Here is an 18,376-nt window from a genome sequence, read left to right as displayed (position 1 = left end):
GGTGGGAAAGACGACGACGTTGTCGCGGCAGCGCGCCAGTGTGCCATAGGTCTTCCAACTGAGGTTCGCGCCGGGTAGCACTTCGCCGGACTGCAGCGGAAGATCGCCGAGCTCGAAACGGCCTGTTTTGGTTGCAAAAGTCATGGGCTTTCTCCTGGAATCTGCGCGTCCTGCCTTCGAGCGCCACTCGATGCACCGGAAATATGAATCTAGGGTGGATATGGATAGCCGCTTGCCTTCATTGAATAGTGTCGAAAAAGCGAAAAGCTACTCGCGTGCATTGATCATCGAAGACTGCATGCTGAGGAAAGCTGGTACGAGCAACGGTGCAAATTTCGTTGCCATGCGCACATGGTTCTCGTTGTAGAAATGCTCTTGATGCAGCAGGTTCATAGAGCCGAGCGCGATACCGTTGTAGATGACAGGAACGGTAATCGCCGAGCCAAGACCCAAGCTTGCGATCAAGGCGTGGTCAAAAAAGGCCCAGCTTATGGCCGCCATATCACGGCCTAGAAACACTTCCTTGCACTCAAGGACTTTTCGGCCCCAGGGCGTCGCTGTCATCGGCTTGGAAGCCGCCACCGGATAGTCATCAGGACGGGTTGAAAAGACGCGCTGCATCGTGTCGCCATTGACGCAGAGCAACGTGAATAGCAGGTGGCCGACGTCGCGGGCCATTTCCTCGCCCAGGGCCTGATAGAGGCGATCGGGCTGCCCAGGTTCGGCCAGTATCGGCAATAGGGATTGCATCTCAATCGTCTCCGAAGCCCGGTTCGGGCATCTTTCTGCTCATATTGAAAGCAGTGCGAGGGCCTATTTAGAACTTCAGATCAAATAATAGGCAAGCAATTTATTTGTGCAGCGATCCGTTGACGACGCTAATATAATCGCGTTAGTATCCGATATCAGGATGAAGTGACCGAATATCGGATACTTATGAGCGAGACCCTCAAGACCGTCGAGAAAACCCTTCAAGTCCTTCGCGCCTTTCGGCGCGGGGAAACGGAGCTCAGCACCGCAGAAATCTGTAGGAAGCTGAAAGTCTCAAGGACCGCCGTGACGCGTATCCTGGCAACGCTCGAGCAGGCGGGCTTTCTCGAAAGGGCGTCGGATGGCGTCAAATATCGTATCGGCGTCGCGGCCTGCGAAGTCGGCGCGCTTTACCTGACCGACAACCCGCTGACCAAACTTGCCGACCAAACGATGCTGGGACTTGCCCAGCAGACGGGCTTCACCTCCTATCTCGGCAAGCTCTACGGCGATGAAATCGTCATTCTCGGCGTGCGCGAGGGCAGCCAGCCGATACGGTTTCTCTGGACACCGGGCGACCGACTGCCGGCTGCAACGACTGCGACCGGGAAGGCCATGCTGATGTCCATGGACCGCTCCGAACTCGATCGCATTCTCGGTGTCGGGCGACTGACCGGCCTGACGGCGCAATCGCTCCAGACCCGGGAAGACCTTGACCTTCAACTCGACCGTCATCGCGCCGGCCGATGGGTGCCGATGGCGGAAGAGAGCTATCCCGGCGTCTGCGGCGTAGGCGCGGCGATCGTTGATGTTACCGGCGCACCGATCGCCGGGATCAGCCTCAGCTTCCTCGGTGGCGCCGACGAAGGCCTCAGCCTCGAGCGCTACGGTGAACTGATCGTGGCCGCAGCAGACGCGATCTCACAAAAGCTGCGGGCACAAAGCAGCTATTTTTCCGCAACCAAAAGCGAAAACGATAATCGCAGCTTCAGAGCTCCGATCAATAGCGCTTCGCCGGCGGCAGCAGACCAGGAATCACGATGAGCCAAAAAAAGGGGAACCGCAATGCGCAATGCCAAGTCTGCTTTCAATGCCTCATTCCGCCAAATGCATCGGCTTACTTCAGCCGCTGCCATAGGCCTTGCCCTGGCCGGGGCTGCTCATGCGACGGAGTGCAATCCTAAGGAAAAGACCACAGGGGTCAGCGATAAGGAAATCAAGCTCGGCTCCCTCATGCCGCTAAGCGGTTCGGCTGCGGCCGGCGGTATCGGCGCACGCGATGGTGCCCAGGCCTATTTCGATATCATCAACGACGCCGGGGGCATCCAGGGACGCAAGATCAAGTATACGGTCCTCGATGACCAGTATACCCCCTCGGTCGCCCAGCAGCAGATCCGAACGCTGCTTCAGCGCGAAGGGGTCTTCGCCATTGCCGGCGGAGAGGGAACGCCGAATTTCCTCGCCACCGTTCCCTTCATCGAGCGCGCCGGCGTTCCGGCCATCGCGCCCTACGCACCCTCCAGCGAGCTCGGTACGATGAAGACGCCTCACGTCTTCATGACCGCCGTGAACTACATTACCGAATTTCAGATCATGACCGATTACGTGGTCAAGAATTTCAAACCGAAATCGCTCGGCCTTGTCGGTGTGCAGGGGAATGTCGGCGATGATGCCAAGGCCGGCATGGAGGCTGGCGTCAAAGGCACCGACATCAAGGTCAACTACATACCCGAAGTGCCGGGTACCGCAGACCTCACACCGATCGCCACGCAGCTGCGCGACGCCGGCGCCGACTGGGTCTTTCTGATCCTGACCAATGCCGATACCGGCCAGTTGCTCGAAGCCATGTCCCGCATCGGCTACAAGCCGCAGACAGCCGCCTGGGCCGGTATGGACGATGAGAATTATATCAAGGGTTTCGGTCACCTCTCTCAGGGAATGATAATCGCCGAAGAAACCGCCAAGCTTGATAGCGCCGATCCGCTGGTGAAAAAATTCGTGGCCGACTTCAAGGCGAAGACCGGGCGCGACCCCGGCAAGTTCGAGGAACTCGGCTGGAGCCAGGCGCAAATCACCGTCAAGGCCCTTCAAGACAGCAAGGCATTGACGCGCTCCTGCCTGATGGCGGCGCTTGAGACCATGAAGGATTTCGAGACTGGCGTCCTGCCGCCCATCAGCTTCGGACCGGAACAGCGCCAGGGCGTGAATGCCGTCGGCTTGGTCAAGCTTGAAGGCGACAAGACCACCGAGGTCATGCCCTTCACCTCCGTCAAATAGTCGACCGCTCAACGGGGAAGTCGCGACGATGGCCAGCATCAACATTGCGACGCTTTTGCAGGTAGCGCTCAGCGGCCTGGCAACAGGCGCACTGTATGCGATCATGCTGCTCGGCGTCCTGATCGTCTATCAGGTCAGCAAGAACATCAACTTCGCCTATGGTCAAACCGGCATGGTCGCTGCCTTCGGCAGCTACTGGCTCTATGGGGAGAACGGCTGGCCCATCTGGCTGGCCGTGATCGCCGCGACTGCGGCGGCCATTGTCATCTCGGCCCTGACCGACCTGCTGATCATCCGGCGGATCGGCAACCGTCAAGGCCTCGATTTCGTCGTGACGCTCGGAGAACTCCTGCTACTGACCTCGCTTGCCGAAATCGTCTTCGGCACCAGCGCGCGCAGCTATCTGAGATTGCTCTCCGATATATCCTGGACCGTCGATGGCGTCTTCATCAACGCCAACGACCTGCTGGCCGTCTTTCTGGGAATCGTGCTCGTGGTCGTGGGCCATTTCGTCTTGCGGCACACGACCCTTGGCGTATCCCTGCGCGCTGCCGCCGAGGATGCCGACATCGCGCAAAGTGTCGGCATCCCCGTTCCCGCCCTGCGGACCTGGACGTGGGCTGTCTCCGGCCTGCTGGTTTCGATCGCCGGCATGATGTTTGCCAGCCGCTTGTCCGTCAGTTCCTTCTACATGACGCCGCTCGTTATCAACGTGTTCATCGCCGGCATGATCGGCGGTCTGGAGCGATATTGGCCGCCGATACTCGCCGCCTTCTTCATCGCGCTCTACCAGGCTTTCGCCATCTACTTCTTTGGCGAAGCCGGAGGCGTGCCGGCACTGTTCATACTGGTCGTAGCCGTGCTTGCCCTCATGCCGAAACGTTTTGTGGATGAACGCAATGAAGCCCGCGCTTGACCTGCCGATGACCACAAGCCCCGCCTCGCAAACGGATGCCGAGGCTGGCGACAACAGCCGCATACTCGCGCTCGTCAAGGCCGTGCTCGCACTCGGCCTCGCCGTCCTGCTTCCGGTTGCGCTCGATGATTATTATTTATACCTGGCAAGCCAGGTTGCGATCTACGCGATTGCCACCCTCGGCCTCGACATCGTTTTCGGCCGAACGGGGCAACTATCGCTTTCCCACGCCACATTCTTCGGGCTCGGTGCCTATGCGTCGGCACTGATGGCCGATTGGGGCTGGTCGATCTGGCTTCAGGTCCCGCTGATCGTGCTCCTGGCAATTCTTGCCGGCGCTGTGGTCGCCGTACCGACCTTGCGGCTTTCCGGTCTTCGGCTTTCGCTCGTCACCCTTCTCTTCGGGGAGCTGTTCATCTGGGCAATCAATCACAGCGCTGATATGACCGGTGGCTCCCAGGGCATGGCAGTGCCACCGCTGGAGATCGGCAATTTCAGCTCGGTCACGCCGCTGCATGGCTATATCCTGGCGGTTACGGTTGCCGCCATCGCCACCTTGGTGGTGATCCAGATTTCGCGATCGCAAATCGGGCGACGCATGCTTGCCGTGCGCGATTCCGAGCTCGCCGCCACCTCGGTCGGCATCCATATCGTCAAGACAAAGATCACCGCCTTCATCATGTCGGCCGTCTTTGCCGGCATTGCCGGTTGCCTCTATGCCTATACGTCAGGCTTCGTCTCGCCTACGATGTTCGACCTGTTCGGTTCGGTGAATTTCCTCGTGGCCGTAATCCTGGGCGGCGCCGGCAGATCCATCGGCGCCTGGCTGGGGGCGGCCTACATCATCCTCGTGCCGGAGGCATTCACCGCTTTGGGCTACACGAACCTCTTCCCCCTGCTTGGCGGCTTCGTGCTGATTGTCATCACCCTTTTGCTCCCGGGCGGGCTGACCGAGGGCTTTACCCGCGCATTCGCTTTGCTGCGGCCGGAAAGGAGGCGCAATGTCTCATGACGCCGTGAATGGACGCCTGCGCATCCGCGACGTCCAGGTGCAATATGGTGCAGTTGCCGCAGTCGCCGGCGTCAGCGTGGATTTCGTGCCAGGCAGGATAACCGGCCTGATCGGGCCGAACGGCGCCGGCAAGACCACCCTGCTCAACGCAATATCCGGCTTTACAGGCATGACATCGGGCACCCTGGACCTCGACGGGGCCGATATTACCGCTTCCACGGCGCGGATGCGGGCCAGCATGGGCATCGTCCGCGGCTTTCAGACGGTTCGCCTGCTCGAGCGGGAAAGCGTCTTTGACAATGTCATGGTCGGTTGCGAACGCCTGCCGCACCCGCCTTTGCTTGCCCAATTGCTCAATTTGCCGTCGCAGCAGCGCTGCCGATCGCGTGACGTTGCCGCCGTCAGGAAGACGCTTTCCGCGCTCGGATTGCTGGCGGACGCTCACCGCCTTACCTCGGAGCTTCCCTATGCCAGCCGCCGGCTCGTGGAGATTGCCCGATTGCTGCTCGTGCGGCCGAAGGTGCTCCTGCTCGACGAGCCTGCCGCCGGGCTCGATGCAGCCGAGCGCCGGCGGCTGGTTAGTACACTGCGCGCCTATCACGCGGAGAACCCGTTTACGCTGATCGTCATCGAGCACGATATCGATCTCGTCCGCAAGCTCTGCGAGGATTGTCTGGCCCTTGCCCAAGGCCGCGTGATCGCCACCGGCACGCCGAGCGAGGTTCTCGAGAACCCGCTCGTCAGGACCGCTTACTTTGGACAGCCAGCCCATGCTTGAACTGGACCATGTAACCGCCTGGTACGGACGCACGCAGGCGCTCTTCGATGTCAGTCTGTCGCTGCGGGCCGGCCGTTGCCTGGCGCTCGTCGGCACCAACGGCGCGGGAAAGACCACCACGATCCGTGCCGTGCTCGGATTGATCCCGACTGCCGGAAGCATTCGGATCGAGGGCGAAAGCAGCGAGCGGCTGGCAACCGCCAAACGCGTGCGCCGGCACGGGATTGCCGCCGTTCACGAAGGGCGCGGCCTGCTCAAGCGCCTCTCGGTGTTCGAAAACATCGTCGTCGGGCTGCCGAGGAACGCCTATGACCGTCTCGACGAGGCCCTTGAACTGTTTCCCGCCTTGAAATCACGGCTTACTGAGCCTGTAACGCTGTTGTCCGGCGGCCAGCAGCAGATGGTGGCACTCGCCCGCGCGGTCGTCGAACGTCCGAAACTGCTGCTTCTCGACGAGCCCTCGCTTGGCCTCGCGCCGGGGATCGTCGATGAGATTTACGGGCACCTCAGCAAGCTTCGTGCCTCCGGGCTTACCATGCTTCTCGTCGAGCAGAATATCGCGCGCGCACGCGATTTTGCAGACGAACTCTGCCTCATCCAGACCGGGCGCTCGGCCTTTACCGTTCGAGCGGACAACGAGGCGGCCGTCTCCGGCCTCATGGAACTTGCCTTCAGTCAGAATGAAACAGCCCATCAACCGCTTGCGTGATCAAAGGAGATCGACACCATGTCCGTCGCAACGCTCGCCGCAGCCAATGTCAAAATCGTCCATGACAAGAAACAGAATCTGAAACGCTTCGCCGAGCTGATCGAGGAAGCAGCCAGCAAGGGCGCGGATGTCCTCGTGCTTCCGGAGGCCGGATTGCAGGGATATGCGGATTTCGATCTGAGCGGCAAGGCCAAGGCGGAGCAGAAACAATATTACTTCCGCGAAGCGGAAACGATGGCCGGGCCTTCGGTGCAGGCCATCGCGGTGCTGGCGCGAAAGCACGATATGCTCATTCAGCTCGGCATGGCCGAACGCGCTTTGCATGGCAACGCGATCTACAATTCAACAGCCCTGATCGGCCCGGAAGGGGTCATCGGCGTCTATCGCAAGATCCACAACCAGTTCGAATTTCCCTACTTCAATCCCGGAGAGGAAATGCCGGTCTTCGAGACGCCGCTTGGCGTCTTCGGCAGCATCATCTGCTACGATCTGTGCTTTCCGGAACTGCTGCGAACCTACGCCGTCAAGGGTGCAGATGTCGTCCTAATGTCGACCGCCTGGCCGATGCGCGGGCACGATCGGGACACCGATTATCACGGCTGGGCCATGGACACTGCAGCACAGGGCAACGCCTTTTTCAATCAGAACTGGCTGGTCATCTCCAACCATTGCGAGAAGGGCGCCTACTCCCAGAATGTGGATTATTACGGCGGTTCGCAGATCGTCGACCCACGCGGCAAGGTCGTCAGCTACCTCGCCGATGATGAGGGGCTGGTCATCCACACGGCCGATCTGCAGGAAGAGATTCTCAAGTCCCGAACTGAAGAATTCTTCGGTCTCAATCTGCTGCAGGATCGCCGCCCCGAACACTATGCGGCGGTTGTCGACCAAAGCCATCGCTATCCCTCGTCCGGCATGGCAACCGAGCACTCCCTGGCAAAGCCCCGGGCCGTGAAGCATTTGCCATTGTCGTCGAAACCCGCAGCAGAGTGATGGCGCCCGACAACGTCGCCACTTGTGTCAGTCAGGATCTTGTTATGAGCCAGCCGCTTCTGATCTCCAATGCCCGCATTCTCGATGTCGATGCCGGTGCCTATCTCGACAATCGTTTTGTCGAGATAAACAACGGTCGGATTGTATCCATCACGGATAGCCGCCCGCGTAACGACGCCCAGGAAATCGATATTGCCGGTCGCACCCTCATGCCGGGCCTGTGCGATGCCCATGTCCATGTTACCGCGGTCACCGCGGATCTCGGTGCCGTCAACCGCATGTCCCCATTCTATGTCGCGCAACACGCACGCAAGATCATGGAAGACATGCTTCTTCGCGGCTTCACCACTGTGCGTGACGCCGGCGGAGCAGATTTCGGATTGGCGCGGGCCGTGGAGGAGGGTCTCATCAAAGGACCTCGCCTGCTTTTCTGCGGTCATTCGCTGTCGCAGACGGGCGGGCACGGAGATATTCGTGGCCCCGGTGACATGCATTTCAACGAGTGCCTCTGCTGTGCCGGACTCAGCGCCATTTGCGATGGCGTTGCCGAAACGCGCAAGGCGTGCCGCGAGGAAATTCGAAAGGGCGCCACGCATATCAAGATCATGGTATCCGGCGGCGTTGCCTCACCGACCGACCGTATCGACAGCACTCAATTTGCCTTCGAAGAAATCCAGGCGGCGGTGCAGGAGGCCCACGCCGCCAACATCCCCGTCATGGCGCATGCCTATACGGCCAAAGCGATCAATCGCGCGTTGATGTGTGGCGTCGATTCGATCGAGCACGGCAATCTCCTGGACATGTCGGCGATTCGGCACTTTAAACAGCACAACGCGTTTCTGGTTCCGACACTCGTCACCTACAAGGCCCTGGCCGAAGAAGGGGTTGCCGCCGGGCTTCCCGAAAAGATGGTGCCGAAGATCGCAGAAGTCGTCGATGCAGGCATCAACGCCTTGCGCATGGCCCACGAGGCTGGGGTCAAAATTGCCTACGGCACCGACTTGCTGGGATCGATGCATCGTCGCCAGCTTGAGGAATTCACCATACGATCGGCCGTTCAAGCGCCGATCGACATCATCCGATCGGCGACGACCGTCGCGGCTGACCTGTTCCGTATGAGCGATCAGATCGGTCGCGTAGCTCCCGGATATATCGCCGACCTCATCGCAGTAGAGGGCGACCCTCTTTCTGACATTAGCATCCTGACACGTCCGGAAGACAATCTCCCTCTTATCTTGAAGGGTGGCGCGGTCGTGGCAAGGCGCATGGGGGCCTCTTGATAGCCCTGGTTGCGGCGTCGCGTGAGTTTTTGCGTCCGATGTGTGCCGCTCACGCGCCCATGCGAACAAAGCGAGGATGCCTGCACGATAATCACCCGTCACTCTCGGGAGACGCTTAGATTTTTGCCGATCCGCAGGCGCCCGGTGCCTAGCCTCTAATTTTTTGTCGATTAAGTTATCCTTGGCGAAATGAATGTAAGTCTCTGGCGAAACGGGGGCCGGATCAGTTCCGGATTGTTCCCCTAGGCCATTGTCGATCATGGGCGACGCGCGATCACCGTTGCCAGAGTAAACACAGGTGCCTTTTTAGCTCTTGAGCGGAATCGAACCATCGACACGCATCTCGCCACCAAGCCGTTGAAACGTCTTGAAAAACGTGAGGCAGAGACTAACACAAAGCGAAAAGCTGCGAGCCAAATCCGCAATGCCCGACTTCATCGACTCCCCTGCAAGGAGAGCGACAATGACGGACCGAACAGGCCAAGCATCCGGCTGGACCATGAAAGACCGCCGCCATCGGATTAGTTCGCAAGTGCCTCGCGGACTATATTAGTGATTCGGAATTATTGTCCATTCTAGGGCGGAACTATCGAGCTTTCCGGTTGTTTGCGATTATCCGACTGCGGCTAGACATGCCGTGTGGGCCCAGACAAGCTGAGGCCAATGGCGAACAGCGGCCGAATTCGGCTTCAACCCCAACAGCGCGGTATTGCGCCCTTGAAGGAAAAGGACCATGTCCCAACCCGTCACCTCGCGATTGCCAGTAGATTCCGGCTATGTCGTGGACCCTCGCATTCCCACATCCCCTTACAAGATATCGTGGGGCGCCGTCCTGGCTGGCGTCGTTCTCGCACTTTCCACTCAGTTTTTGCTCAACTTGTTGGGCGTCGGGATCGGAGCTGCTGTGCTCGACCCCGCAACTTCGGATAATCCGGCTGCATCAACTTTCTCCATCATCGGTGGGCTCTGGTTTGTCGCCGCTGGCATAATCGCTGCATACATCGGCGGCTATGTGTCGAGCCGGTTGTCGGGGCGACCTGACGGTTTTACCGGTGGCTTCCACGGGGTGACAACCTGGGGCACAACAACGTTGGTCGTTCTTTATCTGCTGACGACCTCAGTCGGCGCGCTGGTCGGCGGTGCTTTCAGTGGCCTTTCGAGTGTGGTCGGCGGCGTCGGCCAGACCGCAGTGACGGCGGCCTCAACCGCTGCTCCTTCAATCGCGGCGGCGGCCGATCCGATGGGCGGCATTGAACAGCAGATCCGGGATGCGACTGGTGGAAACGACCCGCAAGCACTGCAGAATGCGGCCATGTCAGCAATGCGTGCTGTCACGACCGGGGACCAGTCGAAGATCGACGAAGCCAAAAACCGGGCGGCCGATGCTCTTGCCAAGGCTCAAAACATTCCTGTCGATCAAGCCAAAGCCAAGGTCGATGAATACCAGAAAAGCTATTCCGACGCCGTGGAGACGGCAAAGAGGCAAGCGCTGGACGCTGCTCAGACTACAGCAACCGTCGTTTCGCGAGGTGCACTCCTTGGCTTTCTGGCACTTGTCCTGGGCGCTGTCGCCGGTTGGTTCGGAGGGGTCGCCGGAGTTGTGCGGCCCATCGCTGATCAACAATATCCCATCACCAGGAACCCGTAAATCCAAAGGAACACGACCATGGCACCGTCAAAACACCTGAACGATCTACTGTACGAAACCATGAAGGACATCTACTTCGCCGAGAAGCAAATTCTGAAAGCGCTGCCTGCGATGGCAGAAGCAGCACAATCGCCGAACCTCAAAGCAGCTTTCGAAACCCATCGCGGCCAGACCGAAGAGCACGTCCAACGGCTGGATCAAGCATTTGAGTTGATCGGAAAGCCTGCTGAGCAAAAGACGTGCAACGCGATCCTCGGCATCATCGAGGAAGGCAAGGACGTCATGGAGGAGTTTCAGGGAACTGACGCGCTGGACCCCGGCCTTCTGGCAGGCGCACAAGCGGTCGAGCACTATGAGATCAGCCGATATGGCACGATGGTAACGTGGGCAAACACGCTCGGCCTGGACGAAGTGGCAGAGCTGCTTGCTCAGACACTCGACGAAGAAGAAAAAACAGACCAACTGCTGTCTGAAATCGCTGAAACAACGGTGAATGCGGCGGCCGCCTAATGAGCGCGGGCCGCGTTGATGCGCGGCCCCAGGTTTTCATCGGCACATTGCTACGGAGGTAAGAGATTTCGTCCGAATGTTAAGTTCTGCGCGATCTCTATCCCCTGCCTGCATGGCTTGGCCCTTTTGCTTGCCCGCAGGATAAGGATGTCTCGTCCGGCTATTCCGCGCCGATGAGAATGATAACAGTTCTTCCTGGGGCCGAAATGAACCTGCGTGCATCGGGCATTGGTATCACAGGGTACTATTTACGAAAGGGAATGGACGGCTCTGAATGGCATACGAGGCCGATATGGCGCTTATCTTCGATCCGGTTTCCGGAGGCCTTGTCGTCAGTTTTCGCGGCAAGATCAGCTATCTCACTGGCCCCTTCGAAGATCGGAAGGCAGCTGTTCGAGCTGGCGAGGATGTATGTCGAAAGCTGGGCTGGAAAGATATCTGAGCAAGCGATGGGCCGGTCAATACCGCCCGCAATCCTATCGTTCTTAGCAAATAGCTGCAGTCCTTGCCAGAATGAGCAGCTGGTGCTCGTTGCGGATACCCTGCCTGTAGAAGTGGATAATGTGAGACGCCAACGAACTTTCTTTGGCGCTTTCCCGCTCCATGCCCATCTCTGCGCGGACGATATCAAATACCTTCTGGCACTGATCGAGATCTTCCGAGAAGAGCGGCAGATCAGCCGGGTGGATGTGCTGTTTTAACATGGAATGATTGCTCACGCTACGCGCGGGAAGATAGAGCAACGATCGCCGCCGACAATATGCAAAGATGCTGAGACGGTCGGATACACCCGCGAACGGCTGCCGCGATAGACCAGTTCGTTAGCCGATCCTACTTCTCCTACTTCTGTAGTTTGTCAGCAGCATCTGCCCCGCTCCGGTGGGCATTTTTTGGAACAAATAGCCCTCGTCAGACATTCGTCGGCGCAAGCCGATATGCTGGACCGGCCGCTTCAATCGCCTCTCTCCGTCCATCGGTGCTTCAACAGAAGCAAAGGAAGACTGTTATGAAAATCGAGATCGGCACGGACAAAGTCTCTGCACGGGCGCGCTTCCTCGAAGCGATCGTTGAGAGCGCCATCGACTACGCGATCATCTCGATGGACCTCGATGGCCTCGTCACCAGTTGGAGCGCGGGCGCGCATCAAATCCTTGGCTGGGCGCCCGACGATATGATCGGGAATCCTGCAACGGTGTTTTTTACCGAGGAGGACAGAGAAAACGGCGTGCCACAGTCTGAGATGACGGCAGCGCTCAACAAGGGGCGAGGAAGTGACGAACGATGGCATGTTCGAGCCGACGGTTCACGGTTCTGGGCTTCCGGGGAGATGATGGCGCTTACGGGGGACAACGACAGGGTAATCGGTTTTGTCAAAATTCTCAGGGACAGGACCGAGCAGCGCGAGCAGGCAGATCGACAACGCCTGCTGATGCACGAACTCGGCCATCGCATGAAAAATACTCTGTCGGTCATTCAATCCATCATCACTCAGTCTATCCGAAATGCCGCCTCTCTGGATGATGCCTCAAAAAAACTCCAGTCGCGTATAACTGCCTATTCCAAAGCGCATGACATCCTTCTGCAGAAGGATTGGGTCAGTGCGACCCTCGCGAACATCGTTGGAGCCGCGACGGCAACCATAGGAATGGAAGGGACCGACCGAATCCGATCAAATGGGCCCGACGTCAAACTCGGGCCGCAGGCTGCATTGTCATTCGCGATGGTCTTCCATGAACTCCTTACCAATGCATGCAAATACGGCGCATTGTCCGGACACGATGGACACGCCGAAATCGAGTGGCGTGTCGACCGCCGCGATCGCGAGGTGTTCCTCCTGTTATCGTGGAGAGAGATCGGCGGACCGGTTGCATCTGAACCAACTCGGCACGGATTTGGATCACGGCTTATCGAGTCGAGCCTTCAGGCTTACGGGGAGGTAAAGGTTTCATACAAACCCGAAGGCCTCGTACTGACAGCGGAGATGCCGCTGCCAAAGCTTCAGTATCGGAATGAATTAGCCGAGATCGACGGTTGAAGTCGAATTGCCGGTAGCAACTTTCGCTGTTTTTTGTGCACTGCAACTAAATTGGATTAGATGCGTTTATTCATGTCACAGTCATTCCGGCTTTGATAGCTGGAGTTTCTCACATGCCTTCAATCTCCGAGACCATTCGTCGTCTGACCGAACAGCAGGCGCGTCACGCTGGCAATACCAACGACGGACGTCGACTTGTCAATCTGCCAGACTTCGGCTCCAATCCTGGCGGCCTAGCAGCCAAAATCCATGTGCCAGCCACTCGCGAGTCCCATCCAGCACTTGTCGTCGTCCTCCATGGATGCACGCAGTCTGCAGACGCCTACGATTATGGCTCGGGTTGGTCGCGGTTGGCAGATAAACATGGCTTCGTCACTCTGTTTCCGGAACAGACACGGGCGAACAATGGAAACCTTTGCTTCAACTGGTTCGAGCCTGGAGATACGGCACGCGAGAAAGGCGAAGTGCAGTCTATCCACCAGATGATTGAGTTCGTCTGCTCGCAGCATGACATTAATCGAAAGCGGGTATTCATAACCGGCCTTTCCGCCGGCGGTGCGATCGCCAATGCTATGTTGGCGACATACCCGGAGCTCTTTGCCGGCGGTGCCATCATCGCGGGACTTCCCTACGGCGTCGCCTCGTCCGTGCAGACCGCGCTCGAGCGAATGAGGGGTCTCGGCCTGCCATCTAGCGCGGCACTCTCGCTCAATGTTTTGAGAGCCTCTTCGCACAAGGGACCTTGGCCGACCATCTCCGTTTGGCAAGGATCGGCGGACCACACGGTCGTCGAGAGGAACGCCCGTGCGATCGCAGAACAGTGGTGCGGTGTCCATGGGTTGGATTATTCGACTTCATCGTCCACCGCGACGACCAGCAAGCTAAGTACGACGTCGTGGATTGCCGCTGACGGTTTCGTCGGGGTCGAAGTTCACACGATCGGGGGAATGGGCCATGGTACTCCGATCGATGCCAGTAGCGCCATCGGGAACGCCGGTCCGTTCATGCTCGACGTCGGAATTTCATCGACAGCAGCGATCGCCAGAAACTGGGGGCTTACGCCATCGTTCGGGCGGCAGGAAACGGAAGTCGGGCTTGATGACCCTCTGCCCGAGAGACCGGCTCCCCCTCCAGCGGACGGCATTCAGGGTGTCATCGAAAAGGCGCTCCGGACAGCCGGGTTGATGCGTTGAGCTCCGGCGCGCATTGCCCAGCGGGTTCTTGCCGCTGGGGAACCAGGCTGCACACTACTCCTGAGATAGGCTTTCCTACGCCCATTAGACACGATGCCGACGCTCAACTTTCAAGGCTGTGCATCGGAATCGCACAGTTCATCCGCAAAGTCACGCGCGCAACTTGAGCGAATTCGTCGCCAATTAATGAATGATGAGAGCCAGGCTGGTCGCAGCCTTTCTGCCCCCTAAAGTTCCCGTTCTCAACCGTTTCGCAGCGATAGCTCGAAGTTGAGACACGCCGTCAGCCTTTGCACCCCAGCTCCTCAGTCGAATTAAAGAACGCTTCTGCTCACCGGCTGCAATAGGGACTGTCAACCGGCCGGGCCGCATTCCGACGATAGACCTTAGTGCTCGATCGGCTGAGGGCGACACCGATTTTTTCGGGAACAAGCGCGCGCGATCGTGGTTGGCATGACTTCTCAACATAAGGAGCCTTCCGATGTTCATGCGTATCGACCAACTACAGGCGGAATTGCCCGCTCCGAAAGCTGCGGATCCTAACGCCGCAGCCGCCCTTCAGGAACTGCTCGGCGGAAAATACGGCGAGATGTCTACGCTCGGGAATTACATGTTCCAGAGCTTCAACTTCCGCTCCAAATCCAAACTCCGCCCGTTCTACAGCCTTGTAGCCAGCATAACGGCCGAGGAACTCGGTCACGTCGAGCTTGTCAGTAATGGCGTCGCCATGTTGAATAACGGTCCCGATAAACCGGATGGTGACGCAGGCGACGGGGGGGACATTTCTGGCGCGCCATTCAAGGACATGGCGGACATCCGGCTGGCAGCAAGTTTCTTATCCGGCGGCGGCGGCGCGATGCCGGTGAACAGCAATGGCGTGTCTTGGAACAACGACTTCATTACCACGACGGGCAACGTGGTTCTCGACCTTCTCCATAACTTTCACCTTGAATGTGGCGCTCGCCTTCACAAGCTGCGCGTCTATGAGACAGTGACAGATCCGACAGGCCGCGAAGTCTGTGGTTACCTTCTTGTTCGCGGCTCGGTTCACGCTCACGCCTACGCGTTGGCCCTGGAAAAGATCACCGGCGTAGATGTGAAGAAATTCCTTCCGACACCCAATATTCCGCTGGGCAACATTCCGGAATGCCAAAAGTATCTGGACGAAGGCTCGCATCGTCGCCTCTACACCTGGAGCCCGAACGACTACAAGGAAATTGCGGGCATCTGGAGCAATGACGAGGTGGCGTTGCCAGGCGACCCGCCAGGCGAATTGGAAGTCGTTGACGGTATGCCGGAAGGGGGCAAGATTCAGCAGCTCGTCGGTGTTCCCTCAGCCTTCACTCCCGACTACGCGCCTGAAGAAATGTTTGAGATCGCCGAGAAACTCTACCAGAAGTCCCGCTGATCACGCCCGACGGGCATGAATGATTTCAGTTTTTGGCAAATTCGTTCAGGCCCGATCGGCGACGCAATCGATGGCAGGCTGATTGGTTCATCCGAACCTGGCCATTTGATGAAGTAGCCCCGCGTCCGAAGCACGAAACAGGCCCAAGCCGCAGCTCCAGCTGCCATTCCCGAGAAAAGGCGGTGACCGGCCTTGGGCATAGCCACGCCAATGTCACGACCATCGCCAGAACGCAATAATCGCATTTGGACGCGGTTTGAGCTTGCAGATCGCAGAGCACGTTTATAACCCACTAAACTGTTCTCGCATCGAAGGAGCAAGTTCTTGGAGAATCTGGCCATTGCACTCTTCGCCGGGAAGCGCGTGCTGATCGTCGAAGACGAGTATTTTCTTGCAGACGAAGCGCGGCGGAGGCTTGAGGAAGCAGGCGCAATCGTTGTGGGCCCGGTTGGAGCTGTGAAGGCTGCGCTGAACCTTCTCGACACGGCCCAAGTCGACGCCGCTATTCTCGACATTCATCTGGGGGACGAGCTTGTGTTCCCAGTCGCGGAGGAACTCGAGCGGCGCGCAATTCCATTCGTGTTCGCCACGGGCTACGACCCGTCAATCATTCCTGCCAAATTCACCGGCTTCACATTGTGCGAGAAGCCGACAGAACTCGGCAATATCGCGGAAGCCTTGTTCGGTAAGACGCCCGCAGGCTTCCACTAGCTATTCTTCATCGAGCGCGACGCTAAGTCGTTCGCGTGCCCGGCTTATCCGGCTTTTGATTGTGCCGATTGCCACATTACATCGTTCCGCCGCGCGTTCGTAGCTCAATCCTTGAATCAGGACGAGGTCAACTACTGCGCGATATCTTTCCGGAAGGGCGGTGATAGCTTTTTCCAGCTCGTGACCCCTCACCTCCCAATCCTGCGATGGCGGCGACGACGCCCACCTCGCGGAATCATCGACGCCACCGACCTCCTCCCGCTTGGAGATCTTGAACTTCGTGCAGAACGTATTGCGCATGATGGTGAAAAGCCATGAGCGAAGGTGGGTGCCCCGCTGGAAATGGCCGGAATGGGCAATCGCCCTTGCAACTGTTTCCTGAACGAGATCATCGACATCGTTCGCGGAATTGTGGAACCGGCGTGCAAAGCGTCTCAACGCTGGTAGATGCTCCAATAGCTCAGCGTCGGTGAACCCGTTGGCTCGATTGTCCAGCATTGCTCTTCCTCCAATTGAGGGGAACCCGCTAGGAGGCCCGACGTTCCAATGGGTAGCCGATGCAGAGATGGGCCTGCTCTGCCGGCCCCCAGCCTACCGGTGGTAGCTGCTCGCGTCCCGTTATCGGGAATCTTCAACGCCTGCTGCTGTGGTGAAACCTGTGCTCAACTTCATCTACCTGCCCGATGGTCTTGACGGCTTTTGTACGCTTGCCAGGGCAAGCGCCACCGCCGCCGGGCCGTCCGTCCCGACAAACGACTTCAAATAGTGGGGCACGCGATGGAAACGGTGAGGGATGCTGTTCCGATCGTATCCTGTCAGGAATATGAAGGGAATCTCTTCCCGCACCAACCGATCCGCAACAGCGAAAGAGTCTGTATTGCGGACCTTGACGTCGAGGACGGCCGCATCGATGAGGTCCCGGTTGCAATAGCAGAAACACTCCTCGGGCGCAGAAAACGGTCCCACGACCTCCGCTCCGTGTTCCACTAAAGCCTGGGCGAAGGTCTTCGCCTGCAGGTAGTCGTCCTCGACGACGAGGACTTTTCTTCCGGTAAGATTGCCTTGAGACATGACAAGTTTTCCTCCTGCCTTTCCGAACATCAAAGAGCCAACGTTGTTCCCGCGGCGCGCCGCTCCTTAAGTCGTCTCCTGCGGTCGGAATCCATAAAAGCATAAAAAGGCGGACTGTTACGGTTGCCGACACGCGAATCCGACTGCCGTGTGTCCGCTACGCCTTGAGCGCAGCCTCCATCAGCACTGCCGCCGAGCGCCTATATTCCTCAGCGCGTTCCTCAAAGTTGCCGCAGTGGCGTTTCGACCTGTCTGAAGGGCGTCCAGAGCCAGCTTCTCCATCAAAACGACCCGCTCGCCGATGACCCGAACAGCGATGCGCACGGCCTCGTCGACGGAACCCTCCTGCTCGTGAGCCAAGGCCTCGGCTGTGTAACCATGCCCCACCTGACATCGAAAACGCAGGGGCGAACGCCTGATCTGGGATAGTGTGCCCCCACAGCCAGGACATTTCAACGGCACGGGATCTGCGATTTGGGCGACGGTAGGAGTGTTGGAGGGGCGCCCCATGGCAATCGCCACTTCCAGAGCGATGCTTGCAGGTGGAGTTAAAGCCGGGTCCGGCTTCTCCTGCACGAGGCGGGTCAGGAGAGTGGCCAGATCACGGGCAGGCGCACGATAGTCAATATCGCTCGCTAGAAGTGCCGTTCGCGGCATCTCGCTCTCGATGGCGTCGAGCGGGCTTTGCACGACCGTGACACCGCCGCAACGCTTGAGATCCGCCAAGCCAGAGGCCCCGTCGTTCAGCATGCCGGAGAGGAGTACGCCAATCGCTCCCGGACCCGCGCTGATTCCCGCGGATCGAAACAGTGGATCGATTGCCGGCCTAGCCATGTTCTCGCGCGGTCCGCGACCCAATCGGATGTGGCGCCCATCGATAACAAGATAATGGTCTGCTGGAGCCACATAGACAGCGGCCTCCCGTAGTGGCTCGCCATCAACCGCCGTGCTGGCTGGAAGCGGCCCCCCGTTGTCCAAAATGCCGGCGAGGAGGTTCTGATTGCCAGCTCCGACATGAACCGCGATAAGGACGGAGGCATGCAAGTCCGCTGGCAGCAGACGGCAAATTTGCCGGATCACCTGGA

The 18,376-nt window shown here is 58.6% G+C and carries 20 protein-coding genes; 15 read left to right on the top strand and 5 right to left on the bottom strand.

Annotated elements, in window-relative coordinates; genetic code table 11:
• Window positions 1-267 precede the first annotated feature (267 nt).
• Window positions 268-750 carry a GAF domain-containing protein gene (locus DTW90_RS33125; RefSeq protein ID WP_149344005.1) on the bottom strand — a complete coding sequence of 161 codons (483 nt, stop codon included), beginning with the start codon at window positions 748-750 and terminating at the stop codon, window positions 268-270.
• Between the two features lie 186 nt (window positions 751-936).
• On the opposite strand from DTW90_RS33125, the gene DTW90_RS33120 reads away from it, so the two are divergent.
• From DTW90_RS33120 to DTW90_RS37415, 11 genes are all read left to right on the top strand, one after another.
• Entirely contained in the window at window positions 937-1,794 is an 858-nt protein-coding gene (locus DTW90_RS33120) for an IclR family transcriptional regulator (RefSeq protein WP_149344003.1), read from the top strand.
• A 21-nt stretch (window positions 1,795-1,815) separates the two neighbouring features.
• A complete protein-coding gene (locus DTW90_RS33115) occupies window positions 1,816-3,027 on the top strand; it encodes an ABC transporter substrate-binding protein (RefSeq protein ID WP_149344001.1) in 1,212 nt (403 codons plus the stop codon).
• A gap of 28 nt (window positions 3,028-3,055) precedes the next feature.
• A complete protein-coding gene (locus DTW90_RS33110; protein WP_188080137.1) occupies window positions 3,056-3,943 on the top strand; it encodes a branched-chain amino acid ABC transporter permease in 888 nt (295 codons plus the stop codon).
• Window positions 3,927-4,955, top strand: coding sequence for a branched-chain amino acid ABC transporter permease (locus DTW90_RS33105; RefSeq protein WP_188080136.1), 1,029 nt, complete (start codon window positions 3,927-3,929; stop codon window positions 4,953-4,955). Before DTW90_RS33110 ends, DTW90_RS33105 begins: the two co-directional genes overlap by 17 nt.
• Window positions 4,945-5,733 (top strand): ATP-binding cassette domain-containing protein, encoded by a 789-nt coding sequence (locus DTW90_RS33100; protein ID WP_149344017.1) that lies wholly within the window; start codon window positions 4,945-4,947, stop codon window positions 5,731-5,733. Before DTW90_RS33105 ends, DTW90_RS33100 begins: the two co-directional genes overlap by 11 nt.
• Window positions 5,726-6,442 (top strand): ABC transporter ATP-binding protein, encoded by a 717-nt coding sequence (locus tag DTW90_RS33095; protein WP_149343995.1) that lies wholly within the window; start codon window positions 5,726-5,728, stop codon window positions 6,440-6,442. Before DTW90_RS33100 ends, DTW90_RS33095 begins: the two co-directional genes overlap by 8 nt.
• 18 nt (window positions 6,443-6,460) lie before the next feature.
• Window positions 6,461-7,435 carry a carbon-nitrogen hydrolase family protein gene (locus DTW90_RS33090; protein ID WP_149343994.1) on the top strand — a complete coding sequence of 325 codons (975 nt, stop codon included), beginning with the start codon at window positions 6,461-6,463 and terminating at the stop codon, window positions 7,433-7,435.
• A gap of 44 nt (window positions 7,436-7,479) precedes the next feature.
• On the top strand, window positions 7,480-8,715 hold the full coding sequence (locus tag DTW90_RS33085) for an amidohydrolase family protein (protein ID WP_149343992.1): 1,236 nt from the start codon (window positions 7,480-7,482) through the stop codon (window positions 8,713-8,715).
• Window positions 8,716-9,448: 733 nt separating this feature from the next.
• Window positions 9,449-10,363 (top strand): PhnA-like protein, encoded by a 915-nt coding sequence (locus tag DTW90_RS33080; RefSeq protein ID WP_149343990.1) that lies wholly within the window; start codon window positions 9,449-9,451, stop codon window positions 10,361-10,363.
• Window positions 10,364-10,381: 18 nt separating this feature from the next.
• The gene (locus tag DTW90_RS33075) at window positions 10,382-10,873 is read left to right on the top strand and encodes a ferritin-like domain-containing protein (RefSeq protein WP_149343988.1); all 492 of its coding nucleotides are present in this window, start codon (window positions 10,382-10,384) and stop codon (window positions 10,871-10,873) included.
• A 274-nt stretch (window positions 10,874-11,147) separates the two neighbouring features.
• The gene (locus tag DTW90_RS37415) at window positions 11,148-11,315 is read left to right on the top strand and encodes a hypothetical protein (RefSeq protein ID WP_188080135.1); all 168 of its coding nucleotides are present in this window, start codon (window positions 11,148-11,150) and stop codon (window positions 11,313-11,315) included.
• Between the two features lie 43 nt (window positions 11,316-11,358).
• On the opposite strand, the gene DTW90_RS33070 is transcribed toward DTW90_RS37415, so the two are convergent.
• The gene (locus tag DTW90_RS33070; RefSeq protein ID WP_246665147.1) at window positions 11,359-11,616 is read right to left on the bottom strand and encodes a hypothetical protein; all 258 of its coding nucleotides are present in this window, start codon (window positions 11,614-11,616) and stop codon (window positions 11,359-11,361) included.
• Between the two features lie 263 nt (window positions 11,617-11,879).
• Here DTW90_RS33070 and DTW90_RS33065 point away from each other — a divergent pair, with 263 nt between their 5' ends.
• The 4 genes from DTW90_RS33065 (at window position 11,880) to DTW90_RS33050 (ending at window position 16,220) form a co-directional block, all read left to right on the top strand.
• On the top strand, window positions 11,880-12,908 hold the full coding sequence (locus tag DTW90_RS33065) for an HWE histidine kinase domain-containing protein (protein WP_149343986.1): 1,029 nt from the start codon (window positions 11,880-11,882) through the stop codon (window positions 12,906-12,908).
• Window positions 12,909-13,021: 113 nt separating this feature from the next.
• A complete protein-coding gene (locus DTW90_RS33060) occupies window positions 13,022-14,101 on the top strand; it encodes a PHB depolymerase family esterase (protein WP_149343984.1) in 1,080 nt (359 codons plus the stop codon).
• A gap of 481 nt (window positions 14,102-14,582) precedes the next feature.
• Entirely contained in the window at window positions 14,583-15,509 is a 927-nt protein-coding gene (locus tag DTW90_RS33055) for a manganese catalase family protein (protein ID WP_149343982.1), read from the top strand.
• 324 nt (window positions 15,510-15,833) lie between these two features.
• On the top strand, window positions 15,834-16,220 hold the full coding sequence (locus tag DTW90_RS33050; protein WP_149343980.1) for a response regulator: 387 nt from the start codon (window positions 15,834-15,836) through the stop codon (window positions 16,218-16,220).
• Here the strand turns inward: DTW90_RS33050 and DTW90_RS33045 are convergent, their stop codons facing one another.
• The 3 genes from DTW90_RS33045 to DTW90_RS33035 all read right to left on the bottom strand — a co-directional run bounded on the left by DTW90_RS33045 (window position 16,221) and on the right by DTW90_RS33035 (window position 18,371).
• A complete protein-coding gene (locus DTW90_RS33045; protein ID WP_149343978.1) occupies window positions 16,221-16,718 on the bottom strand; it encodes a sigma-70 family RNA polymerase sigma factor in 498 nt (165 codons plus the stop codon).
• A gap of 174 nt (window positions 16,719-16,892) precedes the next feature.
• Complete coding sequence (locus tag DTW90_RS33040) at window positions 16,893-17,291, bottom strand: response regulator (RefSeq protein ID WP_188080134.1); 399 nt, start codon at window positions 17,289-17,291, stop codon at window positions 16,893-16,895.
• Between the two features lie 180 nt (window positions 17,292-17,471).
• Complete coding sequence (locus DTW90_RS33035) at window positions 17,472-18,371, bottom strand: chemotaxis protein CheB (RefSeq protein WP_246665146.1); 900 nt, start codon at window positions 18,369-18,371, stop codon at window positions 17,472-17,474.
• Between the last annotated feature and the right edge of the window lie 5 nt (window positions 18,372-18,376).

It is taken from the genome of Neorhizobium sp. P12A (genome assembly GCF_008365395.1).
Classification (GTDB): domain Bacteria; phylum Pseudomonadota; class Alphaproteobacteria; order Rhizobiales; family Rhizobiaceae; genus Rhizobium.
This window is presented reverse-complemented; position numbering and strand designations above follow the sequence as displayed.